Raw genomic sequence first — 19,929 nt, forward strand, 5'->3', positions numbered from 1 at the left:
AGCCGTCGAGGCGAGGTTCGAGAACCGGGCTGTTCAGGGGAGATGGCGGGAGGAGACCGCTGACCCTCAATTGCATGAGACATCTTGAGACGATGCATACCGTATCCCGAATGCGTTTTCCGTTGGGGGCGACATGCAGGAGAGCAACCGAGGGAAGGTTAAGTAAATGGCTAAGAATCTGACCCAGATCCTGAAAGAAAAGGGCAATACTGTCGAGATGCTGCGCAATTCGCGCATCGGCATGTATATCTATCCGGTCGTCGCACCGGAATTTTCGAACTGGCGCACCGAGCAGATGGCATGGCGCCATTCGGCGGTCCTGTTCGACCAGTCCCACCACATGGACGAGCTGATCGTCGAAGGCCCGGACGCCGCCAAGTTCCTGGAAAGCCTGGCGATCAACAGCTTTGCCAATTTCGGCGTCGACCGCGCCAAGCACTATGTTCCGGTGACGCCTGCCGGACATGTCATCGGCGACATGATCATCTTCCGTGAGCGTGATGACAAGTTCGTGCTCGTCGGCCGTGCGCCGACCGCCAACTGGCTCCGTTACAACGCGTCGCTGGGCAAGCATGACGTCAAGCTCACCCACGATCCGCGTTCGCCTTCGCGCCCGGATGGCAAGGAAGTCAATCGCGTTCACTACCGCTTCCAGATCCAGGGTCCGGACGCTCCGAAGATCTTCGAAAAGATGAACGGCGGCCCGATCCCCGAGATCAAGTTCTTCCATGTCGACTGGATCAATATCGGCTCCAAGAAGGTCCAGGCCCTTCGCCACGGCATGGCCGGCGCTCCCGGCCTCGAAGTCTGGGGTCCCTATGCCGAGAAGGACGAGGTCCGCGAGATCATCGTCAAGGCCGCAAAGGATGCCGGCGTCGACCTCTATCTCGTCGGTGCGCGCGCATACTCGACCAACACGCTGGAATCCGGCTGGATTCCGTCACCGCTGCCGGGCATCTACACCGGCGCCGAACTGCAGGGCTATCGCGACTGGCTGACGGAAGACAGCTATGAGGCGACCGGCTCGATCGGCGGCAGCCTCGTCTCCGACAATATCGAAGACTACTACGTCAATCCGTACGAACTCGGTTACGGCATCTACATCAAATTCGACCACGACTTCGTCGGCCGCGAGGCCCTCGAAAAGATGAAGGGTCAGCCGCAGCGCAAGAAGGTCACCTTCGAGTGGAACGCGGAAGACGTGATGAAGGTCATCGCCTCGAACTTCGTTCCCGGCGGCGAAGCCTACAAGTGGATCGACCTGCCGCAGCCGAACTATGCATCATCCAGCGCCGACAAGATCATGCATGGCGACAAGGTGGTCGGCATGTCGATGTTCAACGGCTACAGCTACAACGAACGCTGCATGCTGTCGCTCGGCATCGTCGATGCCGACGTCCAGGAAGGCGACGTTCTGACGCTCATCTGGGGCGAACCGAACGGCGGCACGGCCAAGACCTCGATCGAAAAGGGCCACAAGCAGACCGAGATCCGCGTCCGCGTTTCGCCCACCCCCTATGCGGCCGAAGCCCGCGAAAACTATGCCGAAAGCTGGCGCACCAAGAAGGTCTGATATCCTCCCAGGATGTTGCATGAGAACGGCGCCTCCGGGCGCCGTTTTTCGTTTGGCTTCGGCGATGAGCGACAGTTGCTCCCCCGTTTTCAGCCAGAATCCCCCATCTTGCCCGGGTTCATGATCCCCAGCGGATCCAGTGCCTTCTTGATCTTCTTCATCACATCCACCGCCTTGCCGTGCTCCTTGCGCATGAACTTGAGCTTGGCGATGCCGATGCCGTGTTCGCCGCTGGCCGTTCCGCCGACGGCGAGCGCCCGTTCGACGACGCGGTCGGCCATCTCGTCGGCCTCCTTCAGATGCTCCGGATTATTTGGATCGATCAGATAGGCGGTGTGGAAATTGCCGTCGCCGACATGGCCGATGATCTGGCCCTTCAGCGACGAGGCGTCGATATCGGCGCGGGCGGCGACGATGCTTTCGGCAAGCCTGGAGATCGGTACGCAGATATCGCCGGTATAGAGTTCGTAGCCGGGAATGATCGCCTTGGTCGCCCAATAGAGATCGTGGCGGGCCTGCCAGATTTTGGCGCGTTCGTCGGCGTCCGCGGTCCAGCGGAAGGAGATCGCGTCATGGCCCCTGGTGATCTCCTCGGCGAGCTGCGCCTGTTCCTTCACCCAGGCCTCGGTGCCGTGGAACTCGAAGAACAGGGTGGGGGCGACCGGCAGGTCGAGCTTGGAATAGTTGTTGGTCGAGGCGATTGCCACCTCGTCCAGGAATTCGACGCGGGCGACCGGGATGCCATATTGCACCGCCTCGATCACCGCTTCCACGGCGTTGGCGACCGTTGGAAAGGAGCAGATCGCCGATGAAACGGCCTCCGGGATCGGATGCAGGCGGACCGTCAATTCGGTGATGACGCCGAGCGTGCCCTCCGAGCCGACGAAGAGATGCGTCAGGTCGTAGCCGGACGAGGATTTTCGCGCCCGCGAGCCGGTCTGGATGGCCTCGCCATCGGGTGTCACCACCCGGAGAGCCAGCACGTTTTCGCGCATCGTGCCGTAGCGGACCGAGGTGGTGCCGCTGCCGCGGGTGGAGGCCATGCCGCCGATCGAGGCGTCGGCGCCGGGGTCCACCGAGAACATCAGGCCGGTTTCGCGCAGGTCCACATTCAGCTGCTTGCGGGTGACGCCGGGCTGCACGACGGCGAGCAGATCTTCCGTCCGGATCTCGACGATCCTGTTCATCTCACGGGTGTCCAGCGAAATGCCGCCGCGGATCGGGATGGTGTGGCCCTCCATCGAAGATCCCGCGCCGAAGGGCACGACCGGAACGCCATGCGCAGCACATGCCGAGACGATCGCCTGGACCTCCTCTTCGGTGCGCGGAAAGACGACGGCGTCGGGCAGGTATGGCTCGAGCCGCGACGTGTCGTGGCTGTGATGCTCTCGAACGGAAGCCGAGGTCACGAGCCTGTCGCCGAGAATGCCCTTAAGTTTCGCAATCGCCTGACCGACCGGCGTGACGAGATCATCCATTTTTTCTTCCTCCCTGATGCCGCAATGACGACTTGAAATGATCGTGCCCAAAGCTCGATCGCGTACGGATCCAGAGCAACCAGGGCCGGAAATCCCGGCGCGTCCCGGCGTTTCCGCGAACGGTTTTGGACGCCGATAGCGTATCCCAACCGATCGGCCGGCAGTTTCTCCCGGCCGAACATTCCCTCCTTCAGATCAGCGTCTCCCACCCCGCCTTGCTGGCGCATTCATCCTGCCGTGTATGCACGAAGTGCCGCCGCGACATTCTAGCCGGTTTGAGCCGCGGTTGAAGTGCCTATCGGAAAAATCTCAGGCACCCTGACTTTTTGTATCCTAAAATGAAATGGAAGCTTGTCGTTCCAGCCTGGATGTGTTGAAATTCGAATGTTCGGGTAGGCGATGTCGGGAGGATGGCGTCGCCTTGGGAGACCGGACATGGGAGGAAGTTGATGTATACACAACTGGCCGGGACAGTTGCATCTGCCACACACATGGCGGGTTCGGTTTCGGCTGCGGAGATGACGCGCGGCCGCGTCGCCGCCGACCTTTCGGCGCATCTTTTGCCGGCTGTTTTTTACGCCCCGCTATTGCGTCTCTTCACGGAATTTCCATCGACTTTGCCGATCCGCCCGGGACTTCAACTCTCCGGGTGGGTTGACCGCGATATTCGCCGGCCGGAACGGGGAGGGAGCCCCGCCGGCCTCTGATCTCAAAGGGAGGAGAACGCATGAAACTGAAGGCATTGCTCGCTTCGGCCTGCCTCGCGGCGCTGACCGCGCCCGCTCACGCCGCCGACGTGGAACTGACGTTGTCGCACTGGGTCCCCGCCACCCATGCGCTGCAGCCGGGCGGGATGGAGCCCTGGGCGAAATCGATCAAGGAAGCGTCCGGCGGGCGCATCAATATCACCATTTACCCGGCCTCTCAGCTCGGTGCCGCGCCCGACCACTACGACATGGCGCGCGACGGCATCGTCGATATCGGCTTCATCAATCCGGGTTATCAGCCAGGGCGCTTCCCAATCATCGCGGCGGGCGAAATTCCCTTCCTGATCGCCAATGCCAAGGGCGGATCGCGGGCGCTCGACGAATGGTATGGGCAGTACGCCCAGAAGGAAATGAAGGACGTCTACGTGTGCATGGTGCACGTGCATGACCCGGGAACGCTGCATGGCGTCAAGGGGCCGATCCAGGTTCCTGCCGACCTGAAGGGCAAGAACATCCGCCCGGCGCACGCGACCATGGCCCGCATGGTGAGCTCGCTCGGCGCCGCATCGGTGCAGGTGCCGGCGGGCGAAATGCGCGAACTGATCTCCAAGGGAGGCGCCGACATGACCGCCTCGCCCTGGAATTCGATCTATACGTTCGGTTTGCAGGACGTGACAAAACATCATCTCGACCTGCCGTTCTATGCCACGACCTTCGCCTTCGTGATGAACAAGGCCAAGATCGACGGGCTAACCGCTGCCGACCGCAAGGTGATCGACGATCACTGCACGCCCGAATGGGCCGAGAAGATGGCCAGCAAATGGGCGGACGCCGAAGCGGCCGGGCGCCAGAAGATGATCGATGCCGGCGGTCACACCCTCTACAAGCCGACCCCGGACGAGGTGGGCCTCTGGAAAAAGGCGACGGCTTCGCTGCAAGGCGAATGGGAGACCGCAGCCACCAAGGCCGGCATTGACGCGAAGGCGGCCTGGGCGAGCCTGCAGGAGACACTCAAGAAATACGGCGCCGACGTGAAATAGCGCGTGCGGGACCGTTCGCAGGCGGGTGCTGTCGCGGCGCCCGCCGTTTCCATCCGTCCATCGAGTGCTATCCATGAACCGCTATCTGGAACGCTTCAGCGACCTGGTCGATCTTGTGGCAGGCATCCTGCTGGGGCTGTGTACCATCCTGATCGTCGCGTCCACCGTTGGCCGCTATGTCTTCGCGTGGCCGATACCCGATTCCTTCGACGTTTCGCGCTATCTGATCGGCGCCTGCATCATGTGGGGCCTGGCGTCGCTCGGCTATCGCGGCGGGCATATCGCAGTCGACCTGCTCTACGAGCCGATGGGGCCGCGGGGGCGCCGCGTCCTCAATTTCATCGCCTGGGCGCTGCTCCTCGCCTTCACGGCCATGCTTGCTTACATGATGTTCTTCCGCCTCGCCAGCGCCTATCGGAGCAATGAAGCGACGTTCGATCTGCGCATCCCCGTCTGGCCATTGATCGGACTGATCTGGCTCGGCTGCGCATCGGCCGTGGTCACTACCGCGATCTCGCCTTTCGTTCGGCGCGAACCTGAAGACATCGATCCGCTCGAGGGCCATGGCGTATGAATACCGCTGATCTCGTCGCTATCGGCGGCTTTGTCGCCATGTTCGTGCTCATGGGCCTGCGCGTTCCGCTCGGGGTTTCGATGGGGCTGGTCGGCATATTCGGCTTTGCCGCCATGCGCGGCATGTCGCCGGCGCTCAACCTGCTGACGACATCGCCGATCCGGGTCGTTACCGACTTCAACCTGACGCTCGTGCCGTTCTTCATCCTGATGGGGGCCTTTGCCACCAATTCCGGCATGTCGCGGGAATTGTTCAGGGCGGGCAATGCCTGGCTCGGACAGTTCCGGGGAGGGCTGGCCCTGTCCACGATCGGCGCTTGCGCCGGCTTTGCGGCGATCTGCGGCAGCTCGATTGCGACCGCCGCGACCATGACCCGCATCGCGCTGCCAGAGATGCGCAAGGCGAAATACGCCGATGCCACCTCGACCGGCGTCATCGCCGCAGGCGGTACTCTCGGCATCCTGATCCCGCCTTCGGTGATCATGGTCGTCTACGCCTTTCTGACGGAGACGGATGTCGCGCAGCTGCTGATGGCCGGCATCATCCCCGGCATCATGGCGACCTTGATGTACATGGCCACCGTGCTGATCGCCCATGGCAAGCGCCTGCCGCCCGGAAAGCCGTTCGAGCTGAGGGAAGCTCTCGCCTCGCTTCGTGATGTCTGGGCCGTCATGCTTCTTTTCATTTCGGTCATCGGGGTCATCTATCTCGGTATCGCTACCGCAACGGAAGCGGCGGCGGTCGGCGCCTTGATGACCATGGTCATCGGTCTGCTGCGCGGCCGGCTAAATTATCGCTCCATTATGGCGAGCCTCGTGGAGTCGCTCCGGACGTCGGTTTCGCTGTTCAGCGTGCTGGTCGGCGCCATCCTGTTCGGCTATTTCCTGGCGATCACTCAGTCGCCGCAGAAACTGACGGCACTGCTGGTCGGGATGGATCTCGGGCCATACGGAACATTGACGCTGATCCTGGTCATCTTCCTGATCGCGGGGGCCTTGATGGACGAGATGGCGATGATCATCCTGCTCGTGCCGATCGTGTTCCCGGTCATCAGCCATCTTGGCTTCGACCCGGTCTGGTTCGGCATCATCATCGTCGTCGCCTGCCAGCTCGGCATGATCATGCCGCCCGTCGGCATCAATGTCTTCGTTATCAATTCGATTGCGAAGGATGTGAAGATCACAACGATCTACGGCGGCGTCATGCCGTTCATCCTGACCGATATCGTCCGGCTTTTCCTGCTGGTGGCGTTCCCGGTGATCTCGCTCTGGCTACCGCAAACGATGAGATAACGCACATGATGGCACCGAGCCTCAGACAGCTTTGCGAAATCCGCGCCGAACTCGGCGCGCCGATCGAGAAGGGAGGCGGCCCGGGCGGCCGCTGGCGGATCATCCCGATCGTCGGCGGCGTGGTCGAGGGGGAGCGCCTTTCCGGGCGTGTCCTCAATCTCGGCGCGGACTGGCAGAGCGTCTATGACGCCGGCTATGCGGAACTCGATACGCGTTATGTGATCGAGACCCATGACGGAGCGATGATCGACATCCGCAATTTCGGTTTCCGGCATGGACCGCCGGACGTGCTGGCGAGGTTGGCGGCCGGCGAGACCGTCAATCCGGCGCTCTACTACATGCGTACCACGCCGCGCCTGCAGACGGGCGATCCGCGATATGCGTGGCTGAACCACACCATGTTCATCGGCACCGGCGAGCGCCTGGCAAGTGCGGTCAGGATTGGTGTTTTCGAAGTGCTCTGATTCACCAGTTCACCGAGAAATAGAAAAGGCCGCCGGATCACGAATCCGGCGGCCTTTTTGTTGACTATGAAACCCAGCTGGCCTCAGGCCATGTGGATCGTCTTGACCTCGAAATAGTTTTCGAGGCCTTCAGGACCGCCTTCGCGGCCGATGCCGGACTGCTTGAAGCCGCCGAACGGATGATGGATGTCGACGATCATGCCGTTGACGGTGACGCTGCCGGTGCGCATGCGGCGGGCAAACGCATAACCGCGCTCCGGATCGGCAGTGAACACCGCGCCGGACAGGCCGTATGTCGTGTCGTTGGCGATCCTTGCCGCTTCGTCATCGTCCTTGTAGGTAATGATCGACACGACCGGGCCGAAGATTTCCTCCTGGGCGATCTTCATGTCCATCGTCACGTCGGTAAAGACGGTCGGCTCAATGAAGTAGCCGCGGTCGAGGCCCTTCGGGCGCCCGCCACCGCAGGCAACCGTCGCGCCGCCTGCACGGCCGGCAGCGATGTAGCCTTCAACGCGGGCAAGCTGGCGGGCCATGGTGAGCGGGCCCATCTGGGTGGTCGGATCAGCCGGATCGCCGACCTTGATGTTTTTCACCGCGCCGACATAGAGGTCGATGAATTCCTGCTTGCGGGATTCCGGTACCAGGATGCGGGTCAGCGAGAAGCAGACCTGGCCGGTGATCGGCATGGAATAGACCATCAGCGCCGGCAGGGCCTTGGTGAAGTCGGCGTCGTCGAGAAGCACGGCCGCGGACTTGCCGCCGAGTTCGAGGCTGACGCGGGCCAGACGGTCGGCGCAGGCGGCAGCGATCGTCTTGCCGGCAATGGTCGAGCCGGTGAACGACACCTTGTCGATGCCCTTGTGGCGGACGAGGTAATCACCGCCTTCACGGCCGGCAGGAACGAGGTTGAAGACGCCCTTCGGCAACCCGGCCTGTTCGATGCACTCTGCCAGAAGGTAAGCGTCCAGCGGGGTCTCCGGCGACGGTTTGGCGACAATCGTGCAGCCAGCGGCAAGCGCTGCCGAGACCTTGTAGTTGAGGAGCACCATCGGCGCGTTCCACGGCGTGATCGCGGCGCAGACGCCGACCGGCTCGCGCACGACGCGGACTTCGCCGCCGTCGGCCCGCTTGCGCTGATCGACGAACTCGTCGTTCTCGATCAGGCCTGCATAGTAGTTGTAGAGGCCGGGGTTCTGGCCGACCAGCTTTTTGGTCAGGAAGATCGGCGCACCAACCTGGGTGGTCCAGGCATTGGCGATCTCGTCGAGGCGGGCAGTCAGGAGGTCGGCGACCTTGCGTAGGTAACCGGCGCGTTCCTTGAAGGTCATGCGCGGCCACGGGCCATTGTCGAAGGCATCGCGGGCAGCCGCCACGGCCTTGTCGATATCGGCGTTGCTGGCTTCGGGATAGCTCATCAGCACTTCTTCGGTCACCGGTGAGATGACGTCGAGCTTGTTGGTGCCGAGCGGGGCGACCCACTGACCGCCGATGAAGAATTTTTCCGGTGTTCTCAGGACCTGTTCGTTTCTGACAGCGACATTCATTTCAGTCTCCTCCTCTGATAGAATGATTTCCAAAAGCCGCGGCCCCTTCATCTTCAGAAGGTCCCGCAGGCAAGACGATAGCTCCTCGCCCTTTTCGCAGCGGACGGCCTTGCAGCCCTGTGCCTCGGCGATCTTGACGAAATCCATGTGGCCGATATCGACGCCGTCGATGCGGCCGGAGCCGGCCCGTTCGGCAATCGCCTTCAGCACCTTGTAGCCGCCGTTGTTGAGGATGACGATCATCAGATCGGCATCGTATTCGACGGCTGACCAGATCGACTGGATGGAATAGAGGCTCGATCCGTCGCCGATCACGGCGATGACCGGATGTTCCGGCCTAGTCAGAGCGGCACCGACCGAGCCGGGCAGGGCATAGCCGAGCCCCCCGCTGGCGGTGGCGAAAAAGCCGCCGGGCCGTTCGATGAGGAAGAAGTCGTGTAGCGCGTCACGGCCACTTGGGGCTTCCTCGAAAACGATGCTGTCCGGCGAGCGGACATCGGCGAGCGTCTGGTAGAAGAATTCCTGGGTAATGCCCTTCGGCGTTTTCAGGCTTGGAATGGTGCGGGCCGGGCCGCCGGTGCGCTGCGGGCGGCAGCGCAGGCGGTAGACGAGGCTTTCGGTGGCGGCGCGCAGGTTCGAGACCATGGCGTTGCCGACGATGGCGCTCGCCGCCTGGGCCGGATCGTCGGTGATCAGCCAGAGTTCGGCGCCCGCCGGGATATCCGGGCCGGAGCCTGCGAAATGATAGGTGAAGGCCGGCGCGCCGAGCACCAGAACGAGGTCTGCGCCATGCAGGCAGTTCGCGAGCTTCGGCTGGAAGGCCGGCAGGAAGCCTGCAAACAGCGGATGTCGTTCCGGAAAGCTGCAGCGCGACGAAAGCGGGCTGACCCACACCTTCGCCTGCAGGATTTCCGCCAGCCGCACCGTGGCATCCCAGGCATTGTCGATATCGATGCCCGGCCCGACGACCAGCACCGGCTCGCGGGCGTCGTTCAGCCGGCGGGCGAGGTCGTCGATCGCGGAAGCCGGCGCACTGATCACCGTTTCCACGTCGCGGATGGCGATCGGCGCTGCCTGTGCCTGCCAGTCGCCCAAGGGGACCGACACCATGACCGGGCCGCGCGGCGCCTGCATCGCCATGTAATAGGCCCGGGCAATCGCTGCCGGCACGTCTTCTGCGCGAGCCGGTTCGCAGGCCCATTTCACATAGGGCTTTGGAAACTCGGTCGGGCTTTCGGCAAACAGGAACGGATCGTGCGGCAGCAGCTCGCGGCTCTGCTGGCCGGTGGTGATGATGAGAGGCGCGCGGTTGCGATAGGCCGTGTAGATATTGCCGAGCGCATGGCCGAGGCCGGCGGCGGAATGCAGGTTGACGAAGGCCGGCTTGCGGCTCACCTGCGCATAGGCGTCCGCCATCGCGACGACGATCGATTCCTGCAGGCCGAGCACATAGGAGAAATCCTCCGGCACGTTGACGAACATCGGCAGCTCGGTCGATCCCGGATTGCCGAAAATGCGGTCTATGCCCTTCTGCCTCAGAAAGTCGAAAACCGCTTCGCTTACGGTTTGTCCACGCAACCTGGTGCTGCCGGACAGGAAATCCAGCGACATCTTGTTCATTGTCAGAGGCCTCCTCCAGCCTTCAGGGCTCCCACCCCGAGCGCATATCCTGTCGGGGAAGTGTTGCAGATAGCGCCTCCTCTTGGAATTGAAGAATTTCCAATAATCCATTACACCAAGGCATGACTTTGGATGTGCGCTCGGCTCAAATCGTTCTGGAATGCGCGCGGCGCGGCAGCCTCGGCGCGGCCGCCACCGCCTTGAACATGACGCAGCCGGCCATCACCCGCATGCTGAAGCGGCTTGAGGACAGCTACGGCGTTCCTCTCTTCGAACGGACTACGCGCGGTGTGGTGCCAACCGTGTTCGGCGATGCCCTGCTTCCCTATGCCAAGCTGGTCGTGTCCGAGATCGGCAACGCAACGGACGTCATCCAGCAGATGCGGGGCGCCAGCCGCGGCGTGGTCAGGATCGGCGGAGTGGCGAGCGTCGTCGGCGGCTTCATCATCGCCGTGATCGGCGAAATGCGCAAACAGCACCCGGAAGTGCAGTACCAGGTCATCGAGGACCTCGAGGACCGGGTGCTGGAAGGGCTGAAGGGCGGCACGATCGACATCGCAATCTCTCCCGAACCCTATCTCGACGACGACATCATCATGGCGACGCCTGATATCATGCACGACATGGTGTCGGTCTTTGCCAGATCCGATCACCCGACCATCCAGCGAGAGCATGTAACGCTTGCGGAGGCGGCGGGCTTCGACTGGGCCATGCCTCCACCCGGAACCCCGACCGTCAGGGAGTGGCAGCGGCGGTTCCACGACAATGCGCTGGAGCCGAATGCCCCGTCGATCATCTCACGCTCGGTGCCGGTTTTGAAAGCCGCAGTTCTCTCGGAAGCGCTGTTCTGCTGGATGCCGCTGCCCTTGGTGCGCGAGGAGGTGGAACGAGGCGATATGGCACGCGTCAACGTGCCCGAACTCGACTGGCAGCGCACGTTCCGTGTCTACCGCCGCAAGAAGGGCCTGATGACGCCGCCGACAGTCAACCTGCTGCGATGCATTCGCCAGATCAGCGAGACCTGGGCCATGTAAGGGGCAGGGCGGTGCGAGCCCTATTTCTGCTTGGCGCCTGCGCTCTTGCCGTCCGAACTTTTCGACCTTTCCTCGAAACGATCGGCACCCTTGGCGAGGTCCGAACCCTTTTGGGCCTCGACCTTCTTCTCTTCCTTGCGGGTGCTCTGTTTCAGACCGCGGGCGGATTGCCGGCCCTTTTCGGTCGGAGCCTGTTCGATACCCATGATTTCTCCTCCAGCGCCTGATTGGCGCTGTGTTCGAACGGACGGCATGGAAAGGCGTTCCCGTCATCCGCATCTTTTTGCAGATATCCATGGGCACGCCCGGCCAGCCGCCGCAGATCATCCGGAGAAATGGGCGGTTTAACAATGCAGGCGAGGTCAGGCCGTTTGGCCGACCCGCGGCAGCGATGCGAACTCCTTGAGATAGCTCCGCCAGCCGCCATAGGCGGTGATGTCGAGTGCACCCTGAAGCGCAAACGGTTCGGCGAGGAACCCTTTCGCCGATGTGCCGTCCGAGAGTGTGACGGTGCCGATGCCGAGCGGCGCCGGGATCGCAGCGACGAACAGGCCGAAGGCTGCCGGCGTCAGCTTCCAGACTTCCACCTCGATCTCGCCGCCTTCGCCTTCGGCGACACGGACCATGCCCGGTTTCGGGGGCACTGTGCCAGCGAGAGCATAGAGCCTGTAAGCTGCGGAGGTCTTGGCGACACGGGAAAAGCTTCCGTTGAGCTCAAGGAGCTGATGGTTGAGCGGCATGCCGGAAAGGTGCGCGCCGACCACGACGATGTCGATCAGGTCGTCGCCTGCAATGACTGCAGGCGGCTCGGATAGCGGCGGGAGCGGCCAGCCGGTGGCGCCGAGGGTGAGGCCGCTCGCCTGATGAAGGTCTCGGGCAACGGACGCGGTGAGGCCGTCGCGGCCGAACGGGGCGAGCAGCGTCACGCTTGCCGGCAGGCCGTCCGAACGGGTGCCGGTCGGCACGGCAATGCCGCACATGTCAGCCAAGTTGACGAAGTTCGTATAGGTGCCGAGCCGTGAGTTCTCCCGGATCGGCTCGGCCTCCAGGTCGGCGCGGGTATAGTGGGTCGGGGCGGTCGGCACGCAGAAGAGATCGACGGAGGCGATCAGCGGCGCCAGCGTCTTCTTGAGCGCCTGCAGCGCATAAAAGCCCTTGAAGGCGTCGGCTGCGGAGAGCGATTTGGCGCCGCCATAGATTTTTCGCGTCACCGGGTGAAAACTATCCTCCTTCGCATCGAAGAACGGTTTCACCGCCGCATAACGCTCGGCCACCCAGGCACCTTCGTAGAGAAGGTTGGCGACCTTGTAGAAATCGCCGAAGGGCACTTCGACGATCCGGTGCCCCAATCTCGCGAGCATCGACACGGCATCGCCATAGGCGGCTTCCATCACCGTGTCGCCGAAGAATTGCAGGTCCGTCTTGGCCGGCACGCCGATCGTCAGCACCGGTGGTGCGGTGCCGAAACCGCTCGCCGGAACGACCTTCGAATAGGCGTCCGTTTCGTCGTATTTCGCAGCGACGGAGAAGACCTTCCAGGCGTCATCTGTGGTGAGCGCGAAGATCGAGACGCAGTCGAGCGTGCGGCAGGCGGGGATCACCCCGGTGGTCGACAGCGCGCCGACGCTCGGTTTCAGTCCGACGATATTGTTGAGGCCGGCCGGGATGCGTCCTGAGCCGGCGGTGTCGGTGCCTAAAGCGAAGCTGACGATGCCTTGGGCGGTCGCGACCGCCGAGCCGGAGGAGGAACCGCCCGGCACGAGCCTAGGATCGATGGCGTTTCTCGGGATCGGGTAGGGCGAGCGCACGCCGACGAGACCGGTCGCGAACTGGTCGAGATTGGTCTTGCCGATGACGAGCGCGCCGGCTGCCTTGAGCAGGCCGACCACGGTTGCGTCCTTATCGGGCATGTAGGCATAGTCCGGGCAGGCGGCCGTGGTCGGCATGCCGGCGACATCGATATTGTCCTTGACGGCGAAGGGAATGCCGAACAGCGGTTTTGCCGGGTTGAAGGCGCCGAGTTTTGCGGCTTGCGCCAACACGTCATCCTTGCCGGCGAGGTGAATGAAGATGCCGGGATCGTTGACCTCGGCGATACGCATGAAAACCGCTTCGACGATCTGCGCGACACTGCCGCCGTCTTGATAAAACGCGTGAAGCGAAGCGATATCGAAGGCTGGTGTCGCAATCATGCCATTTCCTCTTCCAGTATTGTCACCGGCCGGTCCCACTGGATCAGCACGACGCAGCCGGTATCGCTCCAGACGGAGTGTTCGGTGCCGGGCGCATTGACGATATAGCTGCCGCGGCCGTAGTCGCCGGCCTCGTCGGATTGCACGCCGTCGAGCACCAGGATGGTTTCGAGGCCTTCATGACGATGGCGGGGAACGCCGGCGCCGGCTTCGTATTTCAAGAGCGCGACGCCCGGCTGGTCGCCTGCGAAAGGGCGGATCCAGTGGATCGTGACCTCGTCGCGAAAGGGCTCGAATTCCAAATCTTTCCAGCCGCCTAGCGTCAGGAGTTCGCGAGTTGATTCAGGCATCGGTTCCCCCCTTTGGCGCGATCCGCTCCAGAATGTCGTCCACATGGGCAGTCCAGCCGACGATCGCGCCCTGGGCGCGGATCATGGCGATGGCGGCCACCTTGAACTCGGGAAAATAGCTCTCGGTCGCCTCTTCGGCGAGCAGGCATTCGTAACCGCGATCGTTCGCCTCGCGCATCGTCGTCTGGACGCAGACTTCCGTCGTCACGCCGGCGAAGACGAGCTGGCTGATGCCTTTCGCCTTTAGCACGTCACCGAGTTCGGTGGCATAGAAGGCGCCTTTGCCGGGTTTTTCGATCACCACTTCGCCGTCGATCGGCGCAAGTTCGGAAATGATCGCTGTACCGGGCTCGCCCGAAATCAGCACTCTCCCCATGGGGCCGACATCGCCGATCCTGAGTGTCGGATTGCCCCGGTCGCGCTTGGCGGGCGGCAGGTCGGAAAGATCGGGCTTGTGGCATTCCATCGTGTGGATGACCGGCAGGCCGGCATCGCGAAAGCCCTGGATCAGGCGCTTCACATCCGGCACGATCCTGGTGATCCGTCCGACATCGTTGCCGAGGCTGGCGCCGAAACCGCCGGGTTCGGCGAAATCGCGCTGCATGTCGATGACGATGAGTGCCAGCGCATCCGGTTTCGCCGGAAAGGCGAAGGGTTCTGCCTTGATCTCGATTATCCCCTCGGCCATCAGTGATGCCCCGCCATATGGGCGCCGATCACGCCGATATCGGCGGCACGGATCGGAGTCTCGTAGACCAGCTTGCCCTCCGAAATCACCATGATGCGGTCCGACATTTCCAGAAGCTCGTCGAGGTCTTCGGAAAGCAGCAGCACGGCGGTGCCCGAGTTGCGGGCCCTCATGATGCGGGCGCGGATTTCCGCGACGGCGGAAAAATCGAGGCCGAAACAGGGGTTGGAGACGATCAGCAGATCGACATCGCCGGTCAGTTCTCGGGCGAGCACCGCGCGCTGCACGTTGCCGCCTGAGAGGGCGGCGATCGGCGAGGAGGACGAGGCGGTCTTTACCTTGAAATCCGAGATCAGCGAGGTCGCGCGTTTCTTCATCTCGCCCTTGTTCAGCCAGATCGCATCCTTGCCGTCGCCCTTCAGGTCGAAGGTGCGGAAGGCGAGGTTTTCGCTGACCGTCATTTTTGGCGCGCAGGCGTTCTGCAGCGGTTCTTCCGGAATGAAGCGGACGTTGTTCTTGCGCGTCTCCGGCCTTGTGGCGCCATAGGCCTCGCCGTTGACGGTCACGGTGCCTCGGTCGGTCGGGCGCTGGCCAGCGAGGATTTCGGTCAGTTCCTTCTGGCCGTTGCCGGAAATGCCGGCAATGCCGACGATCTCGCCGGAACGGACAAAAAGATTGTCGATCTCGATGGTCTTCAGGCCGGAGCGATCCGGTGCCTTGACCTGTTCGACCTTCAGCACCGATTTCGCAGCTTCCGGCACCGGCAGGCGGCTGTCGAGTTCGGCGAGCTTGACGTCGCCGATCATCATCGCCGCCATGTCGGCGGTTGAAAGTTCGCTGACCTTGCCGGTGCCGACCAGCTTGCCGCGGCGCAGGATCGACACCGCGTCGGCGAATTTCGTCACCTCGTGGAACTTGTGGCTGATCATCAGCACGGTCAGCTCGCCGCGTTCGGTCATGCCGCGCACGATACCGAGCATTTCGTCGGCTTCCGCCGGCGTCAGGACCGAGGTCGGTTCGTCGAGGACGAGGAAGGAGCGGCCGAGATAAAGCTGCTTGACGATTTCCAGCTTCTGCTTCTCGCCGGCCGCCAGTTCGCTGACCGGCCGTTCGAGCGGGATCTGGAACGGCATGCGTTCCATGAAGGCGGCAAGATCCTTGCGTTCCTTCGCCCAATTGATCACCGACGGCACGGAAGTGCGGCTGATCACCAGGTTCTCGGCCCCGGTCAGCGACGGGACCAGCGTAAAATGCTGGTAGACCATGCCGAGCCCGTAGGTGGCGGCGTCCTTGGGCGAGGCGACCGAGACCTCGCGTCCATCGACCGAAAGCGAGCCCGAGGTCGCGTGGTAGAAGCCCATGATGCATTTGACGAGCGTCGACTTGCCGGCGCCGTTTTCACCGAGCAGCGCATGGAATGAGCCGGCCGGCACGTCGATCGAGACGTTGTCGAGCGCGGTGAAGGAGCCGAAGCGCATGGTCATGCCGAGCGTTTCAATACCGACCGCCTTGCCGGCCTGGGGTAGGGGCGTATCGCGGACAATGTTGTTCATGGCAGCTGGCTCACCAAGGTAGCGGAGTTGGAGACGGACCCGAAGACGCCGCCCTGCATCTTGACCATCTTGATGGCGGCTAGGTGATTGCCATAGTCGGTAGCGCCGCAGCAGTCTTCCAGCATCAGGCATTCGAAACCGCGGTCGTTCGCCTCGCGCATCGTCGTCGAGACGCAGACGTCGGTGGTGATGCCGGTAAGGATGATGTTTTCGATGCGCTTCTGGTTGAGGATGAGTTCGAGGTCGGTGGCGCAGAAGGAGCCCTTGCCCGGCTTGTCGATGATCACTTCGCCTTCGATCGGGTAGAGTTCAGGAATGATGTCCCAGCCGGGCTCGCCCCTCGTCAGGATGCGGCCGCAGGGACCGGGATCGCCGATGCCGGCGCCGATGCGCTGCGAGCGCCATCGCTTGTTGGCCGGCAGGTCGGCGAGGTCCGGGCGGTGGCCTTCGCGGGTGTGGATGATGTGGTAGCCCTTGGCGCGCATGGCGGCGAGCACCGTCTTGATCGGCTCGATCGGCGCCTGCACCAGCGACAGGTCGTAACCCATGTGGTCGACATACCCGCCCTTGCCGCAGAAATCGGTCTGCATGTCGATTATGACGAGGGCGGTATTCTGAGGTCTCAGGTCGCCGTTATAGGGCCAGGCATAGGGATCGGCGTCGATATAATGCCCTTTGGTTTCAACCATCGCGTCCATCATTGTCTCTCCTATTCGCCAGCCAGCTTGAAAGTCTCGCCATAAGACCGCACGGGTTTGTCGAAGCCGCAGGAGGTGCCGTCGGTGACCTTCACCGCGTCCTCCCAGGGCAGTCTGTATTTCCCGGCAATCAGATCGTGCATGTAGGTGTAGGGCGCATCACCCGCCCCGCCGGATACAGCGACGTAACCGCGATGGCCGAACTGGTAGATGTTGTTCTCGACGCCCCAGCCGAGCCGGGCCTCGCGCACCAGATCGGGCCGTACCTCGGCGGTAATGATCTCGTTGACGCGGCCGGACGTGCCATGGGCGATGATCGTGCCGTCGAAATTGCAGACCATGCCTTCGCCCATGGAATCGAACGTGCCGTCCGAGCCGCACATGCACACACTCGCCGTCACCATCAGGTTGCAGAAGGCGTTCGACTGGTTGGTGAAGCGCCACGCTTCGCGGATCGGCGCGGTATAGCCCGCGGTGCGGATCATGATCTCGGCACCCTTGTAGGCGCATTCGCGGGCCATTTCCGGGAACATGCCGTCATGGCAAATGATCAGGGCGAGTTTTGCGCCCTTCGGTCCGTCGATCACCGGAATGCCGAAATCGCCTGGCTCCCAGGGTTCGACCGGCACCCAGGGGTGCATCTTGCGGTAATATAGCTTCAGGTCGCCACTATCGTCGATGACGATGCCGGAATTGTAGGGCATGCCGCCGGGGTTCAGCTCCATGATCGAGAAGCAGCCCCAGATCGCATTGTCCCTGCAGGCCTTGCGGAAGGCCGCGACTTCAGGGCCGTCGAGCGTGCACATGATCTCCGGATTGATGTCCATCGACAGTCCGTGCAGCGCATATTCGGGAAACACGACAAGATCCATGCCTGGCTGGTTGCGCCGGGCCTTGGCGACCAGATCGACGATCACCTGGGTCTGGCGGGCGAGATCCGCCCGGGTGACGGTCACCGGAAGCTGGAGCTGGACGAGGCCGATACCGACGCCATGCTCCGATTTGTTGAGGCCGCCCAATCCGTTCATGACCGATCTCCCTTATTTGGTCAGCGACAGCGCGCCCGGCGCGCCGGCAAGCGAGCGGGTGGGCGAGGACGTCGCGATCAGGATGATGAGGGTGAGCACGTAGGGTGCCGCGTAGAACAGGTAATAGCCCTGCGTCACGCCGACCGATTGCAGGGCCGGCCCAAGCGCCCCGGCACCGCCGAAGAGCAGGGCGGCGAGGAAACAGCCGATCGGGTTCCAGCGGGCGAAGATCACCAGCGCCACGGCCATGAGGCCCTGGCCGGAGGAAATACCCTCGTTCCAGGAACCGGGGTAATAGAGCGACAGATAGGCGCCACCGATCGCCGCCAGCGAGCCGCCGGCGGCAGTCGCCAGAAGCCGGACGCGGTCCGGGCTGATGCCCATGGCGCGGGCGGCATCGGTGCTGTCGCCGACGACGCGTAAGGTGAGGCCGATACGAGTATTCCTGAACGCCCACCAGAGGAAGAGCGCGAGTGCGGCGCCGATGAAGAACAGCACGTTGATGTTGAGCGCCGCCTGCACCTGCGGCACCGCCGACCAGCCGCCGAGCGGAATGGAGGGCAGTTTCGGCGCGACCGGCTGGATGAAGGACTTGCCGAGGAAGAAGGCGAGGCCGAGGCCGAACTGCATCATGGCGATGCCGATGGCGATGTCGTTGACCTTCGGCCATTTGCAGATCCAGCCGTGGATCGTGCCGAAGATGGCGCCGGTCGCCATGGCGGCCAGTACGCCCAGTGTCGGCGAGCCTGTCATCACCGCGACCGCATAGGCCGTCATGGCGCCGAAGACGAGCGTGCCTTCGAGCCCGAGATTGATGCGGCCGGAGCGTTCGGTGATCGTCTCGCCGAGCGAGACGAAGATGAAGGGGGTGGAGACGCGGATGGCGCCCGCGAAGATCGCCAGCGGCACGCCCCAGAGGCCGATACCTGTGTCTTCCATCGGTCAGCTCCTTTTCCAGAGGTCGGGATTGAAGATCTTGAAGCGGCCGTAAAAGGTCTCGCAGAACAGGATGACGATGAACAGCGTGCCCTGCAGCACCAGAACGGTGGCATCCGGCAGGCCCATGCGCCGCTGGATCAGGCCGCCCGAAGCGGAGATGCCGCCGAGCAGGATGGCGACCGGGATGATCGCCAGCGGATTGTGGCGCGCCAGGAAGGCGACGAGGATGCCGGTGTAACCGTAACCGGCGGCGAGCGAGGCATTGGCGCTGCCCTGCACCGCTGCGACCTCGATCATGCCCGCGAGACCCGCAAAGCCGCCGGCAATCGCGGTGAAGCCGACGATCAGCTTGCCGACCGGGAGGCCCTGGATCTGCGCGGCGCGGACATTGCCACCGGCGATGCGGGCGGCAAAACCGAAGCTGGTGATCTCGATCAGCACCCAGGAGAGGATGCAGGCGACGACGCCGATGACAAGGCCCCAATGGACGTCCATGCCGGGGATCTGGCCGAGCATGTAGTCCTTCGGCAGAGGTTTGGTGGAGGGCTTGTTCAAGCTCGCCGGATCGCGCAGCAGTCCTTCGACGAACTGGTTCATCAGGGCGATGGCAATATAGGCCAGCAGCAGCGAGGAGATCGTTTCGTTGACGCCGCGGTAGTGGCGCAGGAAGCCCGCAAAGCCGATCCAGATGCCGCCGACGACCATGGCGGCGACGCCCATGAAGACGAACAGCATGATCGGCGGCACCACGCCGATAAAGGGCATGGCGCTGGCCGCCGCCGCGACGCCGCCGAGCACGACCGCGCCCTCGGCACCGATGATGACGAGGCCGAGGCGGGCCGGCAACGCGACGCAGAGCGCGGTCAGCAGCAGGGGCGCGGCGCGGGACAGGCTGTTCTGGATCGAGAACCAGCTTCCGAAACCGCCCGTGTACATGAGCTGGAAGAGGGTAACCGGCGACTTGCCGACCGCCAGGATGAAGAGGGAGAAAAGCGCCAGGCCGATCAGGATCGCCACGAGCCCGATCGCCACGGGTTCCGCCCGTCGCGCCAGCCATTCGAGGAGGGGGCGGAAGGACGCACTGCCCCCCGCCGCGATGGATAGTCTCGGATCGTTCACTTCGGCCGTCATGGCGCTTCTCCCCCTTGACGT

At 63.1% G+C, this 19,929-nt stretch carries 17 protein-coding genes; 6 read left to right on the top strand and 11 right to left on the bottom strand.

Annotated elements, in window-relative coordinates:
• Positions 1 to 166: 166 nt before the first annotated feature.
• Positions 167 to 1,573 carry a vanillate/3-O-methylgallate O-demethylase gene (ligM, locus tag J2857_RS06400; protein WP_210009160.1) on the top strand — a complete coding sequence of 469 codons (1,407 nt, stop codon included), beginning with the start codon at positions 167 to 169 and terminating at the stop codon, positions 1,571 to 1,573.
• 89 nt (positions 1,574 to 1,662) lie between these two features.
• Here the strand turns inward: ligM and J2857_RS06405 are convergent, their stop codons facing one another.
• Entirely contained in the window at positions 1,663 to 3,051 is a 1,389-nt protein-coding gene (locus J2857_RS06405; RefSeq protein WP_210009162.1) for an FAD-binding oxidoreductase, read from the bottom strand.
• Positions 3,052 to 3,778: 727 nt separating this feature from the next.
• On the opposite strand from J2857_RS06405, the gene J2857_RS06410 reads away from it, so the two are divergent.
• The 4 genes from J2857_RS06410 (at position 3,779) to J2857_RS06425 (ending at position 7,128) form a co-directional block, all read left to right on the top strand.
• Positions 3,779 to 4,798, top strand: a complete 1,020-nt coding sequence (locus tag J2857_RS06410) for a TRAP transporter substrate-binding protein (RefSeq protein ID WP_210009164.1) — start codon at positions 3,779 to 3,781, stop codon at positions 4,796 to 4,798.
• A gap of 73 nt (positions 4,799 to 4,871) precedes the next feature.
• Positions 4,872 to 5,372, top strand: a complete 501-nt coding sequence (locus J2857_RS06415) for a TRAP transporter small permease (RefSeq protein WP_210009165.1) — start codon at positions 4,872 to 4,874, stop codon at positions 5,370 to 5,372.
• Positions 5,369 to 6,664: a TRAP transporter large permease gene (locus J2857_RS06420; RefSeq protein ID WP_210009167.1), complete on the top strand. Its 1,296-nt coding sequence runs from the start codon at positions 5,369 to 5,371 to the stop codon at positions 6,662 to 6,664. The genes J2857_RS06415 and J2857_RS06420 overlap by 4 nt, the downstream gene beginning before the upstream one ends.
• Before the next feature lie 5 nt (positions 6,665 to 6,669).
• Positions 6,670 to 7,128, top strand: a complete 459-nt coding sequence (locus tag J2857_RS06425; RefSeq protein WP_210009168.1) for a DUF3237 domain-containing protein — start codon at positions 6,670 to 6,672, stop codon at positions 7,126 to 7,128.
• 83 nt (positions 7,129 to 7,211) lie between these two features.
• Here J2857_RS06425 and mdlC read toward each other — a convergent pair whose 3' ends face one another.
• Positions 7,212 to 10,295, bottom strand: coding sequence for a benzoylformate decarboxylase (mdlC, locus tag J2857_RS31225; RefSeq protein ID WP_210009169.1), 3,084 nt, complete (start codon positions 10,293 to 10,295; stop codon positions 7,212 to 7,214).
• 134 nt (positions 10,296 to 10,429) lie between these two features.
• Between mdlC and J2857_RS06435 the strand changes: the two genes are divergently transcribed.
• Entirely contained in the window at positions 10,430 to 11,329 is a 900-nt protein-coding gene (locus tag J2857_RS06435; RefSeq protein WP_210009170.1) for a LysR family transcriptional regulator, read from the top strand.
• 20 nt (positions 11,330 to 11,349) lie between these two features.
• Here the strand turns inward: J2857_RS06435 and J2857_RS06440 are convergent, their stop codons facing one another.
• From J2857_RS06440 to J2857_RS06480, 9 genes are all read right to left on the bottom strand, one after another.
• The gene (locus J2857_RS06440; protein WP_210009171.1) at positions 11,350 to 11,535 is read right to left on the bottom strand and encodes a hypothetical protein; all 186 of its coding nucleotides are present in this window, start codon (positions 11,533 to 11,535) and stop codon (positions 11,350 to 11,352) included.
• Positions 11,536 to 11,691: 156 nt separating this feature from the next.
• Positions 11,692 to 13,521 carry an allophanate hydrolase gene (gene atzF, locus J2857_RS06445; RefSeq protein WP_210009172.1) on the bottom strand — a complete coding sequence of 610 codons (1,830 nt, stop codon included), beginning with the start codon at positions 13,519 to 13,521 and terminating at the stop codon, positions 11,692 to 11,694.
• Positions 13,518 to 13,871, bottom strand: coding sequence for a cupin domain-containing protein (locus J2857_RS06450; protein ID WP_210009173.1), 354 nt, complete (start codon positions 13,869 to 13,871; stop codon positions 13,518 to 13,520). Before J2857_RS06450 ends, atzF begins: the two co-directional genes overlap by 4 nt.
• Positions 13,864 to 14,547 carry a cysteine hydrolase family protein gene (locus J2857_RS06455; RefSeq protein WP_210010063.1) on the bottom strand — a complete coding sequence of 228 codons (684 nt, stop codon included), beginning with the start codon at positions 14,545 to 14,547 and terminating at the stop codon, positions 13,864 to 13,866. The genes J2857_RS06450 and J2857_RS06455 overlap by 8 nt, the downstream gene beginning before the upstream one ends.
• Before the next feature lie 11 nt (positions 14,548 to 14,558).
• Positions 14,559 to 16,112 carry an ABC transporter ATP-binding protein gene (locus J2857_RS06460; RefSeq protein ID WP_210009174.1) on the bottom strand — a complete coding sequence of 518 codons (1,554 nt, stop codon included), beginning with the start codon at positions 16,110 to 16,112 and terminating at the stop codon, positions 14,559 to 14,561.
• Complete coding sequence (gene biuH / locus J2857_RS06465; protein WP_210010064.1) at positions 16,109 to 16,810, bottom strand: biuret amidohydrolase; 702 nt, start codon at positions 16,808 to 16,810, stop codon at positions 16,109 to 16,111. Before biuH ends, J2857_RS06460 begins: the two co-directional genes overlap by 4 nt.
• Positions 16,811 to 16,821: 11 nt before the next feature.
• The gene (locus J2857_RS06470) at positions 16,822 to 17,838 is read right to left on the bottom strand and encodes a formamidase (RefSeq protein ID WP_210009176.1); all 1,017 of its coding nucleotides are present in this window, start codon (positions 17,836 to 17,838) and stop codon (positions 16,822 to 16,824) included.
• A gap of 12 nt (positions 17,839 to 17,850) precedes the next feature.
• Complete coding sequence (locus tag J2857_RS06475; protein ID WP_037083290.1) at positions 17,851 to 18,777, bottom strand: ABC transporter permease; 927 nt, start codon at positions 18,775 to 18,777, stop codon at positions 17,851 to 17,853.
• A 3-nt stretch (positions 18,778 to 18,780) separates the two neighbouring features.
• Positions 18,781 to 19,908, bottom strand: coding sequence for an ABC transporter permease (locus tag J2857_RS06480; RefSeq protein ID WP_210009178.1), 1,128 nt, complete (start codon positions 19,906 to 19,908; stop codon positions 18,781 to 18,783).
• Positions 19,909 to 19,929 lie beyond the last annotated feature (21 nt).

Source organism: Neorhizobium galegae (assembly GCF_017877055.1).
In the GTDB taxonomy this organism is placed as follows: Bacteria; Pseudomonadota; Alphaproteobacteria; order Rhizobiales; family Rhizobiaceae; genus Neorhizobium; species Neorhizobium galegae_D.